Consider the following 21,248-nt stretch of genomic DNA (forward strand, 5'->3'; position numbering starts at 1 on the left):
AATGGTCGCGGTCGAAGTCCCCGGCATAAACCATGGGGACATTGTCCTCCTGGGGCGTACCGGACGGAAAGATGGGGAACGAGATCTTCGTGAAGCCTGTATCGACCACATCAGCAACAGCGGGAGCGTCCATCCGCATCAGCCGCCTGGAGAAGCGCTTCGGCCCGGTTTTCGCCGTCGACGGCGTGAATCTGGATATCGCCGCCGGCGAGTTCATTGCTTTGCTCGGACCATCCGGCTCCGGCAAGACCACTATCCTGATGAGCGTTGCCGGCTTCGAGTTTCCGACCAGCGGGACCATCCAGGTGGATTCCGAAGACCTCACCTACGTGCCCTCGAACAGGCGCAACCTGGGAATGGTCTTCCAGAACTACACGCTGTTCCCGCATATGACGATTCTCGACAACGTCGCCTTTCCCCTGAAGATGCGCGGGCTGCCGAAGGCCGAGCGTCATGCGCGCGCCGAGGCCGCGCTCGCGACGGTGCGTCTGGGCGGTTACGGAAGCCGCCGTCCCAACGAGCTCTCAGGTGGCCAGCAGCAGCGCGTGGCTCTGGCGCGCGCGATTGTCTATCAGCCGCGCGTTCTGCTGATGGACGAGCCGCTCAGCGCACTCGACAAGAATCTGCGTGAGGACATGCAGCTCGAGATCAAGCGTCTGCATGCCGAGCTCGGCATTACGGTCATCTTCGTCACTCACGACCAGAGTGAGGCCCTGACCATGGCGGATCGAATCGCCGTGCTGAAGGACGGCAAGATCCAGCAGATCGGGCCGGCACGCGAGCTCTACGAAAGACCCGCCAATCTCTTCACCGCCGGATTCGTCGGCGAGATGAATTTCGTCGACGTCACCGTCGAAAGCGTCGGCGACCTCGTCTCGGTGAGGCTGCCATGGGGGGAGACGTGGCAACTGCCGGCGACGGCGGCGGTCGATGCGGCGACAGTCGGGGAAGCGGCGGTGATGGCCGTGAGGCCCGAGCGGTTACGGCTCGGCACCGGTGCCGCAGGGCAGGTCGTTAAGGTCACGCTGAGCGACATCGTCTATGCGGGGGCAGCCATGCTCTTTATCGGCCGCCTGCCGGATGGCACCGAGCTCCGCGCGCGAATCCCCGGTGCCTCGCAGCTCGACGCGTTGGCTCCCGGCGACGTTGCCACTTTTACCGTTCCCGGAGACGCGATCCTGCTTTACCGAGGAACTCGGCGATGACGAAGGCGGTGCGATCGCGGTTCTGGCACTCCGATGGCCGCAGGCTGAGCGGCCTGTCGACACTGCTGTTGCTGCTGCCGTTCTTCGCCGTCATCGCCTTCGTCTTCATCTATCCGATCGCGCAGCTCCTCGTGATCAGCTTCATCGAGCCGCATCCCACCCTGGACAACTATGCCCGCGTCATCGACAACCCGGTTCACGCGCGCGTCCTGATGCGCACACTCTGGACCGCCGCGCTGGTGACAGCCCTGTCCGTGGTTCTCGGCTTTCCGGTGGCCTACTATATGAGCCGGGCGAGGGGCGCGCTCGCCGCCTTTGTAGCGGTCTGCGTGATCCTGCCGCTCTGGTCCAGCGTATTGGTGCGCACCGCTGCCTGGTCTTTCCTCTTCCAGCGCAACGGACTGATCAACTCGGCGCTGATGGCCCTCGGCCTGACCTCGGAGCCGTTCAAGCTGCTCTATACCCAGAGTGCGGTGGTCATCGCCATGACCCACGTGCTGCTGCCGTTCATGGTCCTGCCGATCTACGGCGCCTTGCGCAGCATTCCGAACGATTATGCGCGGGCGGCTGCCGTGCTCGGCGCGTCGCGCCTGCGCACCTTTCTCGAAGTCATCCTTCCATTGAGCCTGCCTGGCGTCGTTTCCGGCTCGCTGCTGGTGTTTCTCACCGCGCTCGGTTTTTTCATCACGCCCGCACTTCTCGGCTCGCCGCAGGAGATGATGATCTCGACCCTCGTGTCAAAGCAGATCCGCGAGGTCCTGGACTGGCCATTCGCCGCCGCACTGGTGGGGGTGCTGACGGCCTTCGTGACATTGCTGGCGATCGTGTTCAGCAAGACGTTGCGTTTCGACCGGCTGATGGGGGGCGCCTCGTGAAACCGCCGACCGATCGAGGGTCCCTCGTACTGGGCGCCTATGTCTATGCAGTCCTGGCGTTCATCATCGTGCCGCTGGTCATCGTCATTCCAATGTCGTTCAGCCAGAACGACTACCTGGCTTTCCCGCCGACAGGTTTCACCCTGAAATGGTACGCCGAGTATTTCGACAGCAGGCAGTGGCGTGCGGCTACCTGGCTCAGCGTGCAGGTGGCGTTTCTGACTGCAATCTGCGCTTCGCTGATCGGAACCGCGGCCACCTACGCCATGGTCCGAGGTCGCAGTCGGCTCGTGACCATGTTCCAGATACTCTTGATCGGGCCGATCATCGTGCCGCACATCGCGCTCGCCGTCGGTCTCTATCTGTTTTTCCAGACGATCGGTCTCTCCGGAACCGTTCCCGGCTTCGTGCTCGCACATACGGTCCTGACGCTGCCGTTCGTCGTGTTCACGATGGCGGCGGCTCTGGGCAAGGTCGACGCCAATCTTGAAGCGGCGGCAATGAGCTGTGGTGCGACGCGATTTCAGGCCTTTCGCTTCGTGACGCTGCCGCTGGTCCTGCCGAGTCTCGCGAGCGGTGCGCTGTTTGCCTTCATCATCTCCTTCGACGAACCCGTCGTGTCGTTCTTCCTGTCCGGCATACGCCAGAAGACGCTGCCGCGCCGAATGTTCGAGGACATCGAGCAGAACCTGACGCCGGTCATTCCCGCGATCGCGACGCTGCTGATCGTCCTGTCCATCGCGATCTTGCTCGGGGGCCATGCCCTCAGGTCCCGCAGCAAGACCCAGTCAAGCGCCGGGTGAAAGCCCCAAGAGGAGAACGTCGATGTCGAAGAAGACCTGGAAGCGAACCTCAGCACTTCTTGCTCTGATCTCCACCCTTTCCGTAACATTGCCGGCTGCCGCTCAAAAGCTCGAAGACCAGCTCGTGATTGCCACGACGGGTGGCCTGATGGGCAACACGCTGGCGAAGTACTTCTATGAGCCCTTCAACAAGGCGAAGAACGTCGAGGTCGTCCCTGTCGCTATCGAAGTCCCCGACCAGTGGGCGCGTGCCAAGGCGATGCAGCGAACCGGCAAGATCGAGTTCGATATCGTCACGGCCACCGGTCCCGACCTGGTCGGGCGCACCGACATGCTCGAGAAGATCGATTGTGCGAAGCTGCCGAGCGTCCAGAAGTTCGGTGTCTCCGATGCTTGCCAACCCTATGGCGTCGCCCGCACCACCGGCGGCATGCTGATCACCTACAATACGGATGCGTTCAAGGACAAGGCGCCGAAGACATGGGCCGACTTCTGGGACGTCAAGCAATTCCCGGGGCCGCGCGGCCTGCCCGACACCGGCGACAGCGATTGGTGGGTTCCCGCGGCCGCGCTGCTCGCTGACGGCGTCAAGCCGGAGCAGCTCTTCCCGCTCGATCTCGATCGCGCCTACAAGAAATTGAACGAGATTCGTCCGAATGTCTCGGTCTGGTGGAAGACGGGCGATCAGGTGCAGCAGATCATGCGCAGCCGTGAAGTGGTCATGGCCATGAGCTATTCGGGTCGTGCGCTCGCCGTCGTGAAGGAAGGGGCGCCGGTCGCCATGTCCTGGGATCAGGCCATTCGCGATACCGGCTACATGGCCGTTCTTAAGGGCGCCCCTGATCTCAACGCCGCCATGGCCTATCTCGACTATTTCTACGCGAACTCCGACGCCCACGTGCCGTTCATGCGCGCGGTCAACTACGCAACGGCAAGCAAATCGGCCATCGAATTGATGAAGCCGGAAGAGCGCAATCTCTACGCGACCTCGGCGGAGAACTACGCCAAGCTGGTCAAGCCCGACTTCGCCTGGATCGGCGAGCGCCGCAACGAACTGCGCGAGCGCTGGATGGCCTGGCTGACCCGATAGTTGGCAAAGCGAGCCCATCCGCCTTGCGGCCAGCACGACGAGGATCACCATGGATCACACCAGTGACCCCAATGCACTGCGCTACGTCATCGATCCGGGCAGGCTCGATCTCGTGGAGGAGTTCCGCGCGAGCCCGCTCGGTGTGCACAGTCCGGAGCTGCGCAAGCTGCTGGCACGGATGCGGTGGGGCAGGCCGGAGGGGCGGCTCGTCCTCATCGTGCTCGAGGCCGGTAAGGCGTGGCGGTTGTCGCGTATTCCCGCGCGGCGGGGCGACCCGATGCCCTTTGTCAACGATCGGATCTTTACGTCGCTCGCCGAAGCCGAGTGGCATGTCTTCAAGCTCCGCTGGCAGGAAATGACCGGCGCGACGCTGCCTGCGGAGGTTTCGGGTGATCTATAGGACCAACGAATATCTCGGCTATCCGGACCGCATCAGCGTTCCGGCCGGCGAGAGCGTCTCCTTTCAGCTGAGCAGCAAGCGGCCAAAGGTGAAGATCGAGGTGCTCAGGCTGCGCTGCGGCGATGTCGATGCCAATGGTCCGGGCTTCAAATACGAGGTGATGGCGAGCAATATCGACGGCGAACATGCCTGTCGCGATCAGCCAATCCGCCCGGGGTCCAACGGGATCATCGAGCATGACGGGGTGCTGGTTCCTTCCGGCGATCACTGGTGTTTCGGCGCCTACGTCCATCCGACCCGCATCGCCGACAACGCCAAGGCCGTCATGGGCAATTGGTGCGAGGCCTCAGCGCGCGGTTATGCGCTCGAGCTCGACGAGCAGGGATGTCCGGTTCTGGTGCTTGGTCAGTCGACCGGTGCGCCGGCCCGCTTCACTCTCGACGTGAAGCTGCGTCAGCGCGTCTGGGCGTTCGTATCGTGCACGCTCGACCTGGCGCAGCGATCGGCGACATTGTCGGTCGTCGTTCCTGCGGACGGCGTTCGGCCGGTCGTCGCGCGTTCGAAATCGTTCGTTCTACCGCAAGCGCTTGCGCTCGACTCCGGACTGCCGTTCCTGATCGCAGCCCATCATCGGAACGACGAGCGGAAATACACGTCTCATTTCGACGGCAAGATCGAGGCGCCGCGGATTTTCGCCCGTCCGCTGGACGCGGAGGCGCTGCGCACACTTGACTGCCAGCCGCGGACCGGCGCGACGCATGCTGGTCTCGTCGCCTTCTGGGACTTCTCGGATGGAATCTCGAGCTTGTCCGTCAAGGACCTCTCGCCGAACTGCCTGCATGGCAGCCTCCGCCAGTTACCTCGCAGGGGCGTCACCGGCTTTCACTGGTCGGGCAGCGTCCATGACTGGCGACTTTCGCCGCACGAATATGCCGCGATCCACTTCCACAGCGACGACATCTACGATTGCGGGTGGCAGACGACATGCACCCTCGATGTGCCGGTCGGGTGGCGCTCCGGCGTCTACGCACTTCGCCTGACGCCGGCTGGCGACGCTCCTGAGTCGGACTGCGAAAGCTACGTAACCTTCTTCGTGACGCCCAGCAGGACGTCCAGACGTGCCGATCTCGTGATCGTCGCGTCGGTCGCGACCTATCTGGCGTACGCCAATAGCGCGCTACGTCTCTATCAGGTCCATTTCGAAACCCTGATGGAGCATGTTCTGTGGTTGCCGCAGGACGACGTCTTCATGCAGGAGAACCCGGAGATCGGTCAGTCGACCTACGACTGTCATGTCGACGGCTCGGGGCGCGCCTATAGCTCCTGGCTGCGGCCTATCCTCAACATGCGGCCGCGCGGCTACTGGTTCAATCTGATCAACGACACCCACATCCTCGACTGGCTCGAGGAGAAGGGGATCGACTACGATCTGATCACCGATGTCGAACTCGACCGCGAAGGCGCGCGGGCCCTTGCACCCTATCGGGTCATGATGACGCCGACCCATCCGGAATATTTCAGCTTCAACATGATGAACGCGGTCATGGCGTATCAGAACGCTGGCGGCCGGCATATCTCGATGGGCGGTAACGCGTTCTATTGGCGCTGCGGCTTTCATCCGGCCGCGCCTGCGGCGCTGGAGGTTCGACGCGGCATGGCCGGGACGCGGACCTGGGAATCGGAGCCGGGAGAGGTGCATCTCGCGGGCACCGGCGAGCCGGGCTCGCTGTGGCGGCACTCGGGCTTTGCGCCGCAGAAGCTCGTCGGCGTCGGCTTCTCGGCGATGATCAACGACACATGCGGCTACTATCTGCGCACGGTCGACAGCCAGGACGCGCGCGCCGCCTTCATATTCGAGGGCGTCGGCCGCGACGAGAAGCTCGGCGACTTCGGCTTTCGCTACAATGGTGCGGTCGGCAGCGAGATCGACCGCTACGATCTCGAACTGGGAACGCCGCCGCACGCGTTGCGGATCGCGACCTCCGAGGGCCTCGGCGCAGGCGCGTTGCCGACGCCGGAAGAGTTTCGCACCGTGGTCGACGGACTGGACGGTACCCAGAACGCCCTGGTCCGTGCCGACATGGTATTCTTCGAGACCGCCAATGGCGGGGCGGTATTCGCGACCGGTTCGATTACCTTCGGCATGTCGCTGGGTCACAACAACTACGACAACAACATCAGCGCAATCGCCCTGAACGTCGTGAACCGGTTCCTTGACCCGGCGCCGTTCGTCATCCCCGCCCATGACCAACGCGCGGAAACGGCCTCGATCAGAGGGGAATCCCATGACTGACAAACGCCATTTCCAGGCTCCGGAACTGGGAGCCGTCAACGTCGCGCCTCGAAAGGTGCGCCCGATGCATGCGGACGAGCATTGGGCCAGCCAGCCCTGGTACGAAGCGCCGCGCGAAGACCCTGACGTGCCGGAGGTCTACACCTATACCGATGCGATGTCGTACGATCCGGGAGAGGAGGTTGCATTCCATTCCAGTGCGACGGCGAAGACCTGGCGACTGCAGATCTATCGCGATGGCCTCGCCCCCGAGATGGTGCACGAGGTCGAAGCATTGGACGGTGCGTTCGCGCCCACGCCACCGGACGCCTACCGCAATGGCTGCAACTGGCCGGTCTCGCACTGGTGGAAGCTGCCGCCCGACCTGCGCTCCGGATTTTATCGCGTGATCTCGTCCTGCGAGCGGGCGAATGGCGGCCGCTTCGTCCAGCATCACTTCTTCGTCGTGCGCCCGACGGAAGCAACGAGGCGTGCGAAGATCCTGATGATCCTGCCGACGGGCACCTGGACCGCCTACAACGATTTCGGCGGCGCCAATCACTATTTCGGTGTCGAAGGTCCGAACCGCGACGAGCCGTCGCCGGTATTGTCACTCGAGCGGCCGTGGACCCGTGGCATGGTCTGGCTGCCTGCCGGCGCGCCGCGTATCTGCGCCGATCCTGCGCCCGAGATGGGAGATGCGCCGCGCTATCCGATGAAGGAGTGGGCTTTCGCCAACGGGTTTGGCCAGTACTACGCGGCCTCGGGCTGGGCCCAGTACGACCGCCATTTTGTGCGGTGGGCGGAGAAGGAAGGCTATGCCCTCGATGTGATCACCCAAACCGATCTCCACTACCGGCCCGAACTGCTCGATGCCTACCCTTGCGTGACCATCATCGGTCATGACGAGTACTGGACATGGGAGATGCGCGAGGCGATCGAGCGCTATGTCGAGGGCGGCGGGCGGCTCGCGCGTTTCGGTGCCAACTTCCTGTGGCAAATCCGGCTCGAAGAAAACGGCAAGCGGCAGATCTGTCACAAGTTCAAGGCGATCCACAAGGACCCGATCGTCGGTACCGGCCAGGCGCATCTCATGACGTCGGCCTGGGAAGACCGCCACGTGCGTTGGCCCGGCGCCTCGACGGTGGGCGTGAACGGAGCCCACGGCCTCTATGCGTCCTGGGGAGGCTTTGCGCCGAACGGCCAGAAGGGTTTTACGGTCTACCGCCCCGAGCATTGGGCCTTCGCCGGCACCGGGCTGCATTATGCGGACATCTTCGGCGACAAGCAGCACATTTTTGCCTATGAGGTCGACGGGCTGGACTACACCTTCCGCAACGGGCTTCCGTTTCCTGTTCCCGCCGCCGGGCAACCCGAGACCATCCAGATCCTGGCCATGGCGCCTGCCGTCCTCGCCGAGGACGAGCCGGAAGGCGAAGGCTTTCGCTACTATGTGCGCAGCAGCGATCACGAAGGCCTGGTGGAATGCATCACAGGTGAGGTCACGCCGGAGGGATTGGCCAGCTACAAATACGGCTCGGGCATGATGGTGCACATGACCCGCGGCAAGGGCGAGGTTCTGACCGCAGCGACCTGTGAATGGGTGATGGGGCTGAAGCGCGGCGACCCGTTCACGCAGAAGATCACCCGCAACATTCTCGACCGGTTCACGTCGTCGACGCACGAGGAGAAGGCATGATCGGGCAGGCCAGGCGCGAACGACAGCCCGCCCCACGCACGACCGACATCAACGAGCTTGAACGCATCGCAAGGCGTCTGAGGCGCGATGTCATCGAGCTGGTCGTGCCGACAGGTCAGGGCTACGTGCAGCAGGGGTTGGGAGCGGCCGACCTGTTCGCGGTCCTGTATTTCGCGGAGCTGCGCCTCGATCCGTCGGATCCGGACTGGGTCGATCGCGACCGCTTCCTGTTGTCGACCGCGCACAACACGGCCGTCTTCTATGCGACGCTGGCAGCGCGCGGCCTCGTCGACCGCGACGACGTCGGGTCCTATTGCGGCGACGGATCACCGTTCGAAATCAACGCGTCAGAGCGGGTGGGAACGGTTATCGAGGCCACGCTCGGGTCGCTGGGGCAGGGCCTGTCCGTCGGGATCGGCATGGCGCTGGCCGCGCGTCGCCGGCAATCTCCGGCACGCACCTATGTGCTGTTGGGAGACGGCGAGCTGCAGGAGGGGCAGCTCTGGGAAGCGGCTCTCTTCGCAGGAAGTGCTCGTCTCTCCAATCTTTGCCTGATCGTCGACGACAACCAGATGCAGGTCGAAGGGCATATCGAGAAGGTCGTGACGGTTGCCCCGATCGACCAGAAATTTGCCGCCTTCGGCTGGGCGGTCGAGACGGTCGATGGGCACGACATCCCTGCGCTGCTTGGCAGTCTCGAGCGCGCGCGGGGACGAGATCTGCCGACCTGTCTGGTAGCGCGCACACTTGCCGGCAAAGGCGTGCGGTCGCTCGAAGGGGTGCTGGCGCACAATCTGAAATTACCGCCGTCGGTGGCCGCGGAGGCGCTGGCCGAGCTGTCGGACTTGCGAGCGGAGAACGTGACATGACGGCTGCATCCGATCGCGAGTCCCTGGAGGTGCTCGACTTCACCGAGCGCAACACGAGCGTCGCACCTGCGGTCAAGCACTATGGGGAAGCCCTGGTCGAGGCCGCGCGGCGTGATCCGCGCATCGTCTGCCTGACGGCCGATCTGACGCTGCCGACCGAGACCGACGTATTCAGGGATACGCTGCCGGACCGGTTTCACCAGGTCGGTATCGCCGAAGCCAACATGATAGGCATCGCCGGCGGACTTGCCCGGTCTGGCGAGATCCCCTTCGTCCATAGCTTCTGCGTGTTCGCGACCCGACGTTGCTACGATCAGATTGCCATGCAGGTTGCCTATCCGCGGGCGAACGTGAAGATCGTCGGGGTCATTCCGGGGCTGACGACCTTGCTCGGCGTTTCGCACCAGGCGATCGACGATCTCGCATTGATGCGCGCCCTGCCCAACATGACGGTGATCGAGCCAGCAGGTCCTGCCGATGTGCGCGCGGCCGTTGCAGCCGTTGCCGCCCATGAGGGACCGGTTTATCTGCGGCTGAAGCGCGCGGACGGCATGGGACAGCGGGTCAAGGCGACGCCCGACTTCCAGATCGGCAGGATGCGGGTGCTGCGCCAAGGCGTGGATGGCTTGCTGGTCGCCTGCGGAATGATGGTTGAAATCGCGCTATGTGCGGCGGAGACGCTTGCTCGCGAGGGGCTATGGGTGACCGTGGTCGACATGCCGACCGTGAAGCCGCTCGATCCGGACCTTGCGGAACTGGCGCGCGGCATGCCGCTGGTCGTGACGGCCGAGAACCACTCCATCATCGGCGGGCTGGGAAGCGCTGTCGCCGAACTGCTGCTGGAAGCCGACGTCGATGTCGGATTCCGCCGCGTCGGCATCCGCGACGTCTTCGCCGAGGGCGGCTCGACCGCCTATCTTTTCGAGAAGTACGGCTTGTCGGAACGCGCGATCATCGACGCCGTGAAGGCGGCGCGCGAAAGGAAGCGCAGCTGAGATCAATCCTCTCCCGGCGTCATGTTGCGCGTGCCGCCATGTTTTTCCAGGAGGCGCACGAGATTCTGGCCGCCCTCCATCATGTCGGCCTGAATCGCTTCCCGCACCTTGTCGGGGCGGCGTTGTCGCAAATAGTTGAGCACGGACAAGTGCTGATGCTCGTTCGGATAGATCGGCGGCGCATGGGGATAGTGGAAGTTCAACAACGGACCGTTGCGCATCCAGATGTCGTCGAGAATGGCGAGCACTTCCGGAAGGCCCGATCCGTCGTACAGGCCGCGGTGGAATTGCCAGTTGGCACGAACCGCGTCGGACCACCGGTGCTCTTTTTCAGCGCTGATCAGCTCGTGATGGATCGCCTCCATCTTGTCGATGCCGGCTTCGGAAATGCGCGTCGTGGCGTGTTCCGCGGCGAGGCCTTCGAGAAACAGCCGGACGGTCCTGAGCTCGATATACTGCTTGGCCGTCATGTGGGCGACCATGATCGAGCGCCCCGCCTGCATTTCGAGCGCGCGCCCGCGCACGAGTTGCATCAGGGCCTCGCGAATTGGCGTCTCCGACACGTTCATGGTCGCCGCGAGGTCGCGGATCTTGAAGCGGTGGCCTGGCCAGAACCGGCCCTCCATCAGCGCTTGGCGCAGATTGTTGTAGACGAGGCTCGTCAGGCTATCGCGCGCGACGGGTCCAACGCCGCTCTCGCCGGGCTTCTGTTCGACGTCACTCATTTCGGTCCCTCAAGGGGCGGCCCGCGCAGGCCGAGCCGCCAACCACTCGAATCCACTTTATATATAATATAGGCCGCTGGGCTTCCCCAAACTATCCGCCTGATGTGCTCATCGAGGCGAAAGCGCGCCGTCCTCCGTCCTTAAGACGCCTTTTACACACCGAGATGAGCGCCGCTTGCAATTCGCCTCGTAATATATGATATATCATAGAAACCGAGGAGAGGCCGTCATGCCGGAACTGAGCCGAACACGGGACGCCGCGCTGCGCGAACGCGCGAACAAGGTCGTGCCAAGCGGGATGTGGGGCCATCTCCATGCGGCCAAGCTGCCGGACGCCTATCCGCAATTCTTCCGCCGGGGCGAGGGCGGGGTGCTCTGGGATGTCGACGGCAATCGCTACGTCGACTTCATGTGTAGCTGGGGCCCCAATCTGCTCGGCCATCACCATCCCGAAGTGGAGGAAGCTGCCGAGCGCCAGCGACGTGACGGCGACTGCCTGAACGGCCCGGCTGAAGTCATGGTCGAATTGGCCGAGCTCGTGGTGGATATGGTCGGCCATGCCGATTGGACCCAGTTCCAGAAGAACGGCACCGATGCGACGACCACGTGCGTCACCATCGCGAGGGCCGCAACGGGCCGACGAAAGATCCTCGTCGCCAAGGGGGCTTATCATGGGGCTGTGCCGTGGTGCTCACCGTCGCTGCTCGGTGTGTCCGCGGAGGATCGCGCGCATCTCGTCTATTTCACCTTCAATGACGTCGAGAGTCTCGAGGCTGCGGCAAAGACCGCTGATGATGATCTCGCCGGCATCCTGGTCTCGGCGTTCCGGCACGACTTCGGGTTCGACCAGGAGCTTCCGACCGCAGAGTTCGCGCGCGCGGCGCGCCGCATCTGTGACGGCAGAGGCGCGGCGCTGATCATCGATGAGGTCCGCGCAGGCTTCCGCCTGAATGCCGCGGGCAGCTGGGAAGGGCTGGGTGTCCGCCCCGACCTGTCCGCCTGGAGCAAGGCAATCGCGAATGGCTACGCCCTGGCGGCTGTCACCGGAGCCAATCGGCTCCGCAATGCCGCGTCACAGGTCTTTGTCACCGGATCATTCTGGGCCGGCGCCGTCGCGATGGCAGCCGCCGTGGCGACATTGAAGGTCGTGCGCAGGGACGATGTGCCAGCGCGGTTGGCGGGCCTCGGACAATTACTCCGTGAGGGCCTCGAAACGCGTTCGCGTCAGTTCGGCCTGTCAATTCGTCAATCAGGCCCTGTTCAAATGCCCACTCTTCTGTTCGACGACGATCCGGATTGCCGGAAGGGCTTTGCCTTTTGTAACGCGATGCTTGCGCGGGGCGTCTACTTCCATCCCAAGCACAACATGTTTCTCTGCGCCGCCCATAGCGAAGCAGACATCGCCGCGGCACTCGACGCGGCAGAACACGGCTTTTCCGTCGTTGCAGCACTTTGACGCGCGGCGCGCCCCGCTCCAGGTTGAGCCGTCAGTCGATGCAGGGGCAACAGCTTTCTGTGTGTTGTGCACGAACGGCGGTTCTGGCGCACCATCGAGCCGCGCGAAGTGCCCAAGCCAGGCTCCTCTCCGTATCGCCAGGCAAAATCTGCAAATGAATACTGATGACGGTTACGCCAAACCCCTGCGCTGACATCAATGGGCCGCTCGTCTAGGCAGGCCCTACCCATAGACGGCAGATCGCGCTTGGATTTCTTTGGACTGTTCCGCCCTAGACCAACGTCGCGAGGCTTGGCTGCTGACGCCTCAAGTCCGTCAGAAGACCGAGTCCGTCGCCATCGGGAAGGCCACGGTCGATCACGACGAGGTCAAAGGGCCGAACAGCCACCGCTGTTCGCGCCTCATCCAGCGTTCTCACGATGTCGGATGAACCGAACACATCGGCAAGGACATCGCATAGCCAGGGTCCCAGCTTTGGGTCGTCCTCAACTACCAAAACCCGCATTAGCCCAACGGCGCGGTCCAACCATTACCGATACATTATCGTAACATTACGCGGCCTCCGCCAAGGCGCGCGATCGTTGTTGAACGACGAATCCTGGACTGCTTGGACGGCGCCTCGGTATCGCAAGTGCGTCGGAGGCGAATGTAATCGTGCTGCAATCTAATTCGCCTCTACCTGCTCGTCAGACATGGCAGTCCAGCGTACTCTCCAGCAAAAGGTGCAGGTTCATTCACAATCAAGGCGAACGCCGCGGACGTAAACCAGCAGTCTGTGCGAGCCATTGTGTATCTGGGTGCAGGGCAGTCACCTGAGCGATGCCGCGCCCCATCAGGCCAACGCCCAAACTGCCGACGGCATGGCGAAATGGGACGCCACATCTGCTGCTTCGACGCAGGTTTGCCATTCGCGACCCTGACCGCGTAGAAGAGCGCACGTCGGCGGGTCGGTTCGAGCGATCGACGCGATCGCGTAAGAAAACGGCGGACCGCAAGGAGATCGCGCAATGCAATGGAAGAACACGAAGCAGGAATTCGGCGCTTTGGCCAAGTTCCTGCATTGGACCGTCGCCGCCGCCTTCATCGGTGCTTATGTCGTCGTCTACTACGTCATCTGGTTTATGGACGACAGCTCGCCGGACTCATTGCCGGTGCTCAACATCCATTGGGTGCTCGGGATATTCGCCGGTGTCTTGGTTGTCCCTCGTCTGTACTGGCGGCTGCTGAACATGCAGCCGGAGGAGGCGCAGACTTCGGAGCTCGAGAGGCGAATTGCACAGGCGGCGCATTGGGGGCTTTACGGACTGATGATCCTGATGCCACTCACCGGCTATATCGGCACGGATGCCGATACGGATTTTGGGCTGTTCAAGGTGCCGAATTTTCGTGAAACGGCGCTGTTCGCCTGGATCGAGGTCACCTGCGGGATCGGCTGGGAAGCGTTCGAGCCGCCTGTCGACGCCATTCATCATCTCGTCGGAAAATGGATCGCCTGGCCTGTTGTTGGCCTGCACATAGCTGCGGCCCTGTTTCATCACCTGGTTCGCCGTGACAAGATTCTCGCCCGCATGCTGCCGTACTCGTCAACGGCAGGGCACAGCTAGCCAGAGAGCGCCGTCGCTCGTCCGACGCAGCGCGCTTCATAAGTCGAGAGACCGATTCTTCAATTTGATGCCGAGCATCTGGCGCATTTTGTCGCATCCAGTTTGACTGCGCTCGTGGCGAGCCCGCTGACTCGAGTCGTAGATCGAGAGATTCTAAGTCGTGGCGCACGCATTTGAGTTGCGGCCGCGATGGCGTCTTTTTAAGGAAGCGATGCAGATGGAGAGCGATCGGACGTTGCCGATAATAACGTAGGCAACTGATCCGAATGTGAGTCTGCAGAGGAGCTGAAGCGCGGGCGATGAGTGTCGGCCGAGCGCGGCCGCGGAGATTCGATCTTCGATCCATAGGTCATTGCAGGCCGAGCGTGGAGCTATTTCACGTTGGGTGATGTGCTGCCGTTGAGGGACTTTCTGGAAATGCGACGTGCGGGTGAGGTTGGGACGGTGGTTCGCTTGGGTGCGAAACTGCTGGGTGGAGTGGCGTTGCTGGCGTGGTTCGAATCGCCTGCTCAATCCCAAACGCCGCAAGATGCCACCTCCATTCCGCCCGTCACCGTCGATGCTCCGACGCAGCAGTCGCTCCGCCGCGCACCGATCAACCGAAATGCGGCCCGGGTCCGATCAGCTCCACGCCGCATCGCGGCGCCCCGCGCTCCGCAACCGGAAACCGTCACGGTGCAATCGCAGCCGTCGCGGTCGGGTGTTGCGCCTGCCTTTGCAGGCGGCCAGGTTGCGCGAGGCGCGCGGCTGGGACTGCTCGGAAACTCCGACACAATGAAGTCACCGTTCAACGTGACGAGTTACACGGACAAATTCATCCGGGATCAGCAGGCGGCGACGGGCGCGGATGCCTTGATCCTCGATCCTTCGGTGCGAAGTTCCCACCCAACGGGCGGTGTGGTGGATTCATTCAACATTCGTGGTTTCCCGATCAATGAAGGCAACAACGGTGAGTTCGCCTTCGAGGGCCTTTACGGAATTGCGCCGACATACCGCATCTTCACAGACTACGTCGAACGCATCGAGGTGCTGAAGGGTCCCTCAGCCGCGCTCTCAGGAATTGCGCCAAACGGTGGCGTTGGCGGCGTCATTAATGTCGTGCCTAAGCGCGCGGAAGAGGACTTAACCCGCCTAACTGCGAGCTACGGTTCGACCGCACGATTTGGCGGCCATTGGGACGTTGCGCGGCGTTACGGCGACGGCAGAGAATGGGGCGTGCGAGCCAGTGGTAGTCTCCGCGACGGCGACACGCCGATTGACCGCCAGTCCGAGACGACGGGCGTCGGATCGCTGGCCCTCGACTATCAGGGCGAACGGTACAGGTCCTGGCTCTACCTCATCGCCCAAACCGATCGCTTCGACGCTCCGTCGCGTCCATTCCTCATGGCCCCCGGCCTGCAAGTACCAAAGGCGCCGGACGCCCGGCTGAACGTGACGCAACCCTGGGAATGGTCGCGCATCAACGATCAGTCTGTCCTGTGGCGCAACGAATATGATGTAAGCGATCAGGTTACACTGTTCGCCGATGTCGGCGGATCGCGGACCAACGTCGAGCGGTTCTTCGGTCTTCCGACGATCATCAGCGCCAGCGGCAACACCACCTCGACGCCGCAATTCTTTGGTCTCAGCATCGATCGACACACGTATGATGGCGGCGTCCGGGCCCGCTTCGATACCGGATTCGTCCATCATGCCGTCGCCGTCCAGGCCTCGGTCTATCACGACGAGCTGTACCGGCGGCTCACCAATGGCAGCCCGGTCGCGTCGAACATCTATAGTCCGACGGTATCGCCAACCCAGTTCGCAAATGAGATCCCCGGGCGCCCTCGGCTCTCGGACAGTCAGCTCACGGGGCTCTCGATTGCCGACACCTTGTCCGTGCTCGACGAGCGCGTGTTGCTGACTTTGGGTGTCCGTCGCCAGGGTATCGAGGTGAACAACTATGTCTCCAATGTCGGGACGCCGTTGAACTCCTACGACAAGAGCGCGACCACTCCCGTCGTCGGCCTCGTTGTCCGGCCCCTGGAAAATGTCTCCCTGTATGCGAACTACATCGAAGGCCTAAGCCGGGGCGATATTGCGCCGACGCAGTCGGGTGTTTCCAATTCCGGCGAAGTGCTTTCGCCCTACATCGCCAAGCAGTACGAGGCCGGCATCAAGGTGGACTTCGGGCGGGTCGCAACCACCTTCAGCGCGTTCGAAATATCGAAGGCGAGCGGCGAACTGTCGGCCGGGCGGTTCGCGGCGACCGCCGAAACGCAGGTGCGTGGGCTCGAGTTCAACGTCCTCGGCGAACTCATGCCCGATGTTCGTGTCCTCGGAGGCGTTTCGCTGCTGGATGGCACCCTGACGAAGACCGCCGTCGCGGCGAACGTGGGCAACACGCCAATCGGCGTTCCGAACGTTCAGGCCAATATTGGAGCCGAGTGGGATCTCCCGTGGATGAGGGGGCTCACCTTGAATGGGGCAATCATCTACACGGGCAGGCAGTTCGTCGATTCCGCGAACAAGCAGCCGATCCCGGATTGGACGCGGCTCGATCTCGGTGCTCGTTACACGACGACCATCAACGGCAGGAACACGATTTTCCGCGCCAACATCCAGAATGTGACCGGTGAGAGTTACTGGTCCAGCGTGGCTTCATTCGGAACGTTCTACCTGGGAGCGCCGCGCACCTATCTCCTGTCGATGACCGTGGACATGTAATCGCTGCTCCTCCCGTCCGGCGATGCTCATGGGTGGGCCCCTCCGGGGGCGCGGCATGAACAGTTCCTGGTGGATATGCAGGTTTGCCTCCTTTCGCTAACATGCCTGATCCTGACCGAGGAGGTAGATCCTCAGGGGGGCGGGGCTACACGGCGGAGGCGCTGACGACCCAGAGATCGTCAGATCCGATGGCGATGGTCGGCCGCAGGGGCGCGCCTTTTGCGACGCCGCCCTCAGCCTCACCAGTCCGACGCTGCGTCATTGTAGCCGTCACGATATCCCGACGAGTAGCCATAGCCCGAATCATGATCGTACCCGGAGTAATAGGGCGCTTCGTAATATCTGTAGACGCGAACCCTCGGCCGATAGACCGGGGCGTCATCATAGACATAGACAGGGGCCCGGTGCGGATTCGCGATGGCGCTCCCCGCGAGTGCGCCGACTGCGAGGCCGCCAATGATGCCCGCCGCGATTGCGCCATCGCCTGCGTGTGCGCGTGTTGGCGACAACGAGATCATAGCGATCAGGGCCGCGGCTCCGATCAATGCTGGGTTCTTCATATCAGTTCCTTTGTCGGACGACGACGTTAGTCACGCTGGGACGCTGGGGCTGGAGCATTGCCATAACATTACGCAGTCCCTGCTGCGGACGTTCGCCGCAACGGTCATCCGGGGCATGCTCGCGAATGACGATTTTGGCGCATGAAAACGACGAAACTCAAAGTCGCTAACGCGCTACAGGTTCGTCGACGATGAGTGGGACGCCATCGAGACAGTGCGACCGAAATTCCAGACCTGACAGCGTGCCGGGGGTGCGCTGCACCCTCAAGTGCAATCGCCGGCTATGTCGGTGCGACCAAATTAGGTGGGTGCTTTTTCGTGCTCGCGGTCGCGAGCCGGATTTGACGACACTTCAACCGGTGGAAATCTCAGGACGATCGTGGCGCCGCCGCCAGGCGTATCGCCAATCTCCACCAGCCCTTTGTGCAAAGCCATCACTTGCGCGACAATTGCCAGACCAAGTCCCGTGCCATCGCCGTCCTGACGGCCGCGTACGAAAGGTTGAAGTACCGCGGATCGGTCGCCTGGTGCGATTCCCGGACCACGGTCGATCACGCGCACCGTCGCGGGAGCCTCCACTTCCACCAAAACCTGCTGACCTTCTCGGGAATGCCGCAGCGCATTGCGAATGATATTGGCGAGCGCAATCCTGATCGCCTGGTCGGATCCGTAGGTTTTGACGGACCCGCCCGGAGCCGAGAATTCGATCTCAACACCGGAATCCAACGCGCCGGGTGCATGTTCTGCGGCGATCCGCTTCGTTGTTGCGACGAGATCGATTTCCGTTTCCTGGACCGGCGCCGAGGATAGGCGCGCCAGTTGCAGAAGCATTGCTATGATCGAAGACAGTGATTGCAGGTCGGATACGAGCGCCGTTTTCAGTGCTTTGTCGTCGACCCCCTCCAGCCGTGTCCGCGCCCGTGCCAACGGCGTGCGCAATTCGTGCGCTGCGTTGGACAGAAAACGACGCTGTGCCGAGGTCGTCGCGTCAATGCGCTCGAGCGCCCGGTTGAAAGCGCTGACCATCGGGACGAGCTCTAACGGTGCGCTCTTCTCGGGCAAGCGGACACCCTCGCGCGTTCCATCAATCAATTCGGCCGCGACCGCGACGCGGCGCACGGGGCGCGCGATCAGGATTGGTACAATGACAATTGCAGCTAGAATTGTGCCAACGAGCACGATGAGGATAGGTATCCTTATGTATGAAGTATCATGGACTGTGCTCATAAACATCTGCCACTGACTATAGGCGGCTCCGCCGACCTCGATCAGAATCTCGCCGGCATCCGTTTGGTCAACCACCGCCGAAAGAGAGCGCCGCATCGATGTATCGTTCACTGCATATTCGGAAAACGACGACTTCTTCTGCTCGTTAGCCAAGCCTGCCAAGACACGTCTAGGCACTGGTCCGTACTCGATCACGCTCCGGCCATCGGAGATGACGTACCAAAAGCCCGAAAACATGCGTTTGAACTCCAGGAGCGTTGGCGTCACCTTGGCTGCCTTCGTGCCATGCTCGTCGATGATCAGCCTTCCGCGTTCGTCGCGACCAAGCGCGGCCTTAATTGCCGTCGCAGCGTCGGAATGTGCGAAGGTGCCGTCGTCGTCCAGGAGACTGAACTGCAGGACCAACACACATGACAGGATAACGGCGATCACAACGCTCAATAGCGCTGCGGCGATGAGCGTGATCGAGCCGCGGATGCGGTTCATCTGGTGTCGCACAAGAGGTAGCCAAGGCCGCGCAATGGCTTGATGCTCGCTAAACAACCATTGTCGCGCAAACGCTTTCGCAATCGGGAGATATGCGCATCGATTGCGTTCGACTGGATTTCGTCGTCAAAGCCGTAGGCGGCCGCTTCCAGCGTATCCCGCAAGACGACTTGCCCGGATCTTCGCGCGAGCGCTTCCAGCAAGGCAAGCTCGCGCCGTGGGATGACGATGGGCTCGCCGTCGATGTAAGCCATCCTTGACGTGGAATCGAACATCAGATTGGCAACAGTTACCCTGCCTCTTTGATCCAATTGAAGCCGACGGATGACCGCCTTGGCGCGCGCAATCAGTTCGATCGGCTCGAAAGGCTTGGCCAGATAATCGTCAGCTCCGGCGTCAAGCGCGCGCGCTATGTCGTTTGGGTCGTCAAGCGCCGTCAGAACGAGCACTCCGGGCCGCGGCTGCAACTGCTTCAGTCGCGCAAGTAGCTCGACACCATCGCCGTCGGGTAAACGTCTGTCGACAACAATCAAGTCAAATTGACGCACTGAGATTGCCGCCAAGGCCTCGTCAAGCGTTGTGACGAGATCTGCGCCACCCAGGGCGCCGGCCAGTTCGGATTTCAACCAAGGTCCCAGCTGTTCATCGTCCTCGACGACAAGTAGTCGCAATATAGTCTCCTCCGGCGATCCTGGCGCACTGAAGGATGACTGTAACATTACAATAGGATTACCGCCATCTGGCGGCTGGGCCGGCTTCCGTTCGGCCTGTCGCCGAGCTGCGCGCCACAAGCCTCGAAAATCGATCATTCATTGCCTCCGTCATCCAACCCCAATGCGACCGTTTGTGAACCAAAGGCGAACCCTCCGACATTGAGGGCAGATCGTCGGGTTTGCGAACGAACCGACGCGGCTCGCGCCAGCGCCCTATTCGCTACTGCGATGCCGGGAGCCCAAGGAGGGGAGCGGCATCGAATGCCAGAACACCTCTAGCTCCTGTTGAAACGAGACCGTCCCCTTGACTGGCGAATGTCGATTGCAGACGTATTACGTGATCTCAGTCGATCTTCGCTCCGGGAGGGTGTGGTTGTTCGCGCAATGAGACCCGTCAAAGGCTGAACGCTATTCTTTAACCGCTATCAGGGCTGCATGGACCGGGATGGCGCGGCATCGTTGACGCCATTGAAAGGCAGAATAATCTCAAAAATTGAGCCTCCGGTCGCAGATGCCTTGTATGTGGCCCGGACGTTATGAGCCTCCGCGATAGCGCGCACCACAGATAGACCCAGACCCGCCCCACCGAGTTGCCGCGAGCGCGAGACCTCTGCCCGCGAGAATGCGTCGAAGGCGCGGGGCCAAAGTCCGGACTGAGACCTGGTCCTTGATCCTCGACAGCGACGATGAGGCCGTCCATCGTCCGGTGCCTGAATTCCCATACGATCGCGAGCTCCGTAATCTATCCGTAATGTGCGACTACGAAACTGACATTCGATCCGAGCAGGTTCGGCGGTCGCGTTAGTCTGCTCTGCGCGCATCGCCAGATGCAGGTCGTTCGGCGAGTGACGCCAGCCCCGCACTTCCGAACGGCCTGCAGTGGGACTCGATTGGTACCGTCCATTGTTTCCAGGCCGGATCGCGCCAGGTTGGCCGCGCTCATTTTGGTTCTTGGCCGCCGATCCAGGCGATAAGGGGTCGAAAAATCTGCGAGCAGGCGCCTGCTGCGCCGCGCAGCGATTGATATGCGCGTCAAACCCAGAGTGATCTGAATGAACGACCTCGCCATTCCCAATCTACCCTCACGCAGCTTCGATCGGACGCAGGAATTCTATCGGCGGCTCGGCTTTACCCTTGCGTACCGAGACGATGAGTGGATGATTCTGAATCGCGGTCGGGTGGTGCTGGAGTTCTTTGTCCATCCTGGCCTGGACCCTCTGGCCAGCTGGTTCAGCTGCTGTCTGAGGCTCGATGAGCTTTCAGAGTTCTACGAGCTGTGCAAGTCGGCCGGCGTAGAAGAGAAGGGAAGCGGCTATCCCCGCCTTCATCCGCCCGAAGAGCAGGATGGAGGTGGACGAATGGGCGCCTTGATCGATCTGGATGGAACGCTCCTGCGTCTGATACAGAATCGAGCTGCGCGATCCCCGGCGACGCATTAACGAGCGCATCCGGGGCAGTTGTCGGAACGTCTTTGCGATCCAGGCGCCTCCATTGACGATCTGTTGGCTGCAGCTCGAGTGACGATATCGGCGAGTGAGGCGCCGTCGTGCACAGATCGGCCTC

General features: G+C 62.2%; 19 protein-coding genes. 13 read left to right on the top strand and 6 right to left on the bottom strand.

The window, feature by feature from the left end:
* Window positions 1–71: 71 nt before the first annotated feature.
* From QA649_RS11775 to QA649_RS11815, 9 genes are read left to right on the top strand one after another with little or no spacing between them, the layout of a single operon-like run.
* Window positions 72–1,205 carry an ABC transporter ATP-binding protein gene (locus QA649_RS11775; RefSeq protein ID WP_283024315.1) on the top strand — a complete coding sequence of 378 codons (1,134 nt, stop codon included), beginning with the start codon at window positions 72–74 and terminating at the stop codon, window positions 1,203–1,205.
* Window positions 1,202–2,080 carry an ABC transporter permease gene (locus tag QA649_RS11780; RefSeq protein WP_283024316.1) on the top strand — a complete coding sequence of 293 codons (879 nt, stop codon included), beginning with the start codon at window positions 1,202–1,204 and terminating at the stop codon, window positions 2,078–2,080. The genes QA649_RS11775 and QA649_RS11780 overlap by 4 nt, the downstream gene beginning before the upstream one ends.
* Window positions 2,077–2,883, top strand: a complete 807-nt coding sequence (locus QA649_RS11785) for an ABC transporter permease (RefSeq protein ID WP_260388563.1) — start codon at window positions 2,077–2,079, stop codon at window positions 2,881–2,883. The genes QA649_RS11780 and QA649_RS11785 overlap by 4 nt, the downstream gene beginning before the upstream one ends.
* 22 nt (window positions 2,884–2,905) lie before the next feature.
* Complete coding sequence (locus QA649_RS11790) at window positions 2,906–3,973, top strand: extracellular solute-binding protein (RefSeq protein ID WP_260388564.1); 1,068 nt, start codon at window positions 2,906–2,908, stop codon at window positions 3,971–3,973.
* Between the two features lie 49 nt (window positions 3,974–4,022).
* Window positions 4,023–4,373, top strand: coding sequence for a hypothetical protein (locus tag QA649_RS11795; protein WP_283024317.1), 351 nt, complete (start codon window positions 4,023–4,025; stop codon window positions 4,371–4,373).
* A complete protein-coding gene (locus QA649_RS11800) occupies window positions 4,363–6,666 on the top strand; it encodes a N,N-dimethylformamidase beta subunit family domain-containing protein (protein WP_283024318.1) in 2,304 nt (767 codons plus the stop codon). The genes QA649_RS11795 and QA649_RS11800 overlap by 11 nt, the downstream gene beginning before the upstream one ends.
* Window positions 6,659–8,344, top strand: a complete 1,686-nt coding sequence (locus tag QA649_RS11805; protein WP_283024319.1) for a N,N-dimethylformamidase beta subunit family domain-containing protein — start codon at window positions 6,659–6,661, stop codon at window positions 8,342–8,344. Before QA649_RS11800 ends, QA649_RS11805 begins: the two co-directional genes overlap by 8 nt.
* The gene (locus QA649_RS11810; RefSeq protein WP_283024320.1) at window positions 8,341–9,213 is read left to right on the top strand and encodes a transketolase; all 873 of its coding nucleotides are present in this window, start codon (window positions 8,341–8,343) and stop codon (window positions 9,211–9,213) included. The genes QA649_RS11805 and QA649_RS11810 overlap by 4 nt, the downstream gene beginning before the upstream one ends.
* Complete coding sequence (locus tag QA649_RS11815; RefSeq protein WP_283024321.1) at window positions 9,210–10,208, top strand: transketolase C-terminal domain-containing protein; 999 nt, start codon at window positions 9,210–9,212, stop codon at window positions 10,206–10,208. Before QA649_RS11810 ends, QA649_RS11815 begins: the two co-directional genes overlap by 4 nt.
* A 2-nt stretch (window positions 10,209–10,210) precedes the next feature.
* On the opposite strand, the gene QA649_RS11820 is transcribed toward QA649_RS11815, so the two are convergent.
* A complete protein-coding gene (locus tag QA649_RS11820; protein WP_018641435.1) occupies window positions 10,211–10,933 on the bottom strand; it encodes a GntR family transcriptional regulator in 723 nt (240 codons plus the stop codon).
* A gap of 229 nt (window positions 10,934–11,162) precedes the next feature.
* On the opposite strand from QA649_RS11820, the gene QA649_RS11825 reads away from it, so the two are divergent.
* Window positions 11,163–12,389, top strand: coding sequence for an aminotransferase class III-fold pyridoxal phosphate-dependent enzyme (locus QA649_RS11825; protein WP_283024322.1), 1,227 nt, complete (start codon window positions 11,163–11,165; stop codon window positions 12,387–12,389).
* Window positions 12,390–12,660: 271 nt separating this feature from the next.
* Here QA649_RS11825 and QA649_RS11830 read toward each other — a convergent pair whose 3' ends face one another.
* The gene (locus QA649_RS11830; RefSeq protein ID WP_283026016.1) at window positions 12,661–12,894 is read right to left on the bottom strand and encodes a response regulator; all 234 of its coding nucleotides are present in this window, start codon (window positions 12,892–12,894) and stop codon (window positions 12,661–12,663) included.
* Between the two features lie 502 nt (window positions 12,895–13,396).
* Here QA649_RS11830 and QA649_RS11835 point away from each other — a divergent pair.
* Together QA649_RS11835 and QA649_RS11840 are read left to right on the top strand one after the other, a co-directional pair.
* Window positions 13,397–13,993 (top strand): cytochrome b, encoded by a 597-nt coding sequence (locus QA649_RS11835; RefSeq protein ID WP_283024323.1) that lies wholly within the window; start codon window positions 13,397–13,399, stop codon window positions 13,991–13,993.
* A gap of 381 nt (window positions 13,994–14,374) precedes the next feature.
* Entirely contained in the window at window positions 14,375–16,699 is a 2,325-nt protein-coding gene (locus QA649_RS11840; protein ID WP_283024324.1) for a TonB-dependent siderophore receptor, read from the top strand.
* A 239-nt stretch (window positions 16,700–16,938) separates the two neighbouring features.
* Here the strand turns inward: QA649_RS11840 and QA649_RS11845 are convergent, their stop codons facing one another.
* The 4 genes from QA649_RS11845 to QA649_RS11860 all read right to left on the bottom strand — a co-directional run bounded on the left by QA649_RS11845 (window position 16,939) and on the right by QA649_RS11860 (window position 20,506).
* Window positions 16,939–17,259, bottom strand: a complete 321-nt coding sequence (locus QA649_RS11845) for a hypothetical protein (RefSeq protein ID WP_283024325.1) — start codon at window positions 17,257–17,259, stop codon at window positions 16,939–16,941.
* A 300-nt stretch (window positions 17,260–17,559) separates the two neighbouring features.
* Window positions 17,560–18,972, bottom strand: a complete 1,413-nt coding sequence (locus QA649_RS11850; RefSeq protein WP_283024326.1) for a HAMP domain-containing sensor histidine kinase — start codon at window positions 18,970–18,972, stop codon at window positions 17,560–17,562.
* Window positions 18,969–19,643: a response regulator transcription factor gene (locus QA649_RS11855; RefSeq protein WP_283024327.1), complete on the bottom strand. Its 675-nt coding sequence runs from the start codon at window positions 19,641–19,643 to the stop codon at window positions 18,969–18,971. Before QA649_RS11855 ends, QA649_RS11850 begins: the two co-directional genes overlap by 4 nt.
* Before the next feature lie 467 nt (window positions 19,644–20,110).
* Window positions 20,111–20,506 carry an ATP-binding protein gene (locus QA649_RS11860; RefSeq protein WP_349254063.1) on the bottom strand — a complete coding sequence of 132 codons (396 nt, stop codon included), beginning with the start codon at window positions 20,504–20,506 and terminating at the stop codon, window positions 20,111–20,113.
* Window positions 20,507–20,737: 231 nt separating this feature from the next.
* Here QA649_RS11860 and ble point away from each other — a divergent pair, with 231 nt between their 5' ends.
* Window positions 20,738–21,124: a BLMT family bleomycin binding protein gene (gene ble / locus QA649_RS11865; protein ID WP_283024329.1), complete on the top strand. Its 387-nt coding sequence runs from the start codon at window positions 20,738–20,740 to the stop codon at window positions 21,122–21,124.
* The last annotated feature ends 124 nt before the right edge of the window (window positions 21,125–21,248 follow it).

The organism is Bradyrhizobium sp. CB1717, assembly GCF_029714325.1.
In the GTDB taxonomy this organism is placed as follows: domain Bacteria; phylum Pseudomonadota; class Alphaproteobacteria; order Rhizobiales; family Xanthobacteraceae; genus Bradyrhizobium.

What these genes read in the sequence shown, in the direction of transcription:
- QA649_RS11775 (WP_283024315.1), top strand. Translation starts at nt 72, where the DNA reads ATGGGGAACGAGATCTTCGTGAAGCCTGTATCGACCACATCAGCAACA.
- QA649_RS11780 (WP_283024316.1), top strand. Translation starts at nt 1,202, where the DNA reads ATGACGAAGGCGGTGCGATCGCGGTTCTGGCACTCCGATGGCCGCAGG.
- QA649_RS11790 (WP_260388564.1), top strand. Translation starts at nt 2,906, where the DNA reads ATGTCGAAGAAGACCTGGAAGCGAACCTCAGCACTTCTTGCTCTGATC.
- QA649_RS11795 (WP_283024317.1), top strand. Translation starts at nt 4,023, where the DNA reads ATGGATCACACCAGTGACCCCAATGCACTGCGCTACGTCATCGATCCG.
- QA649_RS11805 (WP_283024319.1), top strand. Translation starts at nt 6,659, where the DNA reads ATGACTGACAAACGCCATTTCCAGGCTCCGGAACTGGGAGCCGTCAAC.
- QA649_RS11810 (WP_283024320.1), top strand. Translation starts at nt 8,341, where the DNA reads ATGATCGGGCAGGCCAGGCGCGAACGACAGCCCGCCCCACGCACGACC.
- QA649_RS11815 (WP_283024321.1), top strand. Translation starts at nt 9,210, where the DNA reads ATGACGGCTGCATCCGATCGCGAGTCCCTGGAGGTGCTCGACTTCACC.
- QA649_RS11820 (WP_018641435.1), bottom strand. Translation starts at nt 10,933, where the DNA reads ATGAGTGACGTCGAACAGAAGCCCGGCGAGAGCGGCGTTGGACCCGTC.
- QA649_RS11825 (WP_283024322.1), top strand. Translation starts at nt 11,163, where the DNA reads ATGCCGGAACTGAGCCGAACACGGGACGCCGCGCTGCGCGAACGCGCG.
- QA649_RS11830 (WP_283026016.1), bottom strand. Translation starts at nt 12,894, where the DNA reads ATGCGGGTTTTGGTAGTTGAGGACGACCCAAAGCTGGGACCCTGGCTA.
- QA649_RS11835 (WP_283024323.1), top strand. Translation starts at nt 13,397, where the DNA reads ATGCAATGGAAGAACACGAAGCAGGAATTCGGCGCTTTGGCCAAGTTC.
- QA649_RS11845 (WP_283024325.1), bottom strand. Translation starts at nt 17,259, where the DNA reads ATGAAGAACCCAGCATTGATCGGAGCCGCGGCCCTGATCGCTATGATC.
- QA649_RS11850 (WP_283024326.1), bottom strand. Translation starts at nt 18,972, where the DNA reads ATGAACCGCATCCGCGGCTCGATCACGCTCATCGCCGCAGCGCTATTG.
- QA649_RS11860 (WP_349254063.1), bottom strand. Translation starts at nt 20,506, where the DNA reads ATGCGCGCAGAGCAGACTAACGCGACCGCCGAACCTGCTCGGATCGAA.
- ble (WP_283024329.1), top strand. Translation starts at nt 20,738, where the DNA reads ATGAACGACCTCGCCATTCCCAATCTACCCTCACGCAGCTTCGATCGG.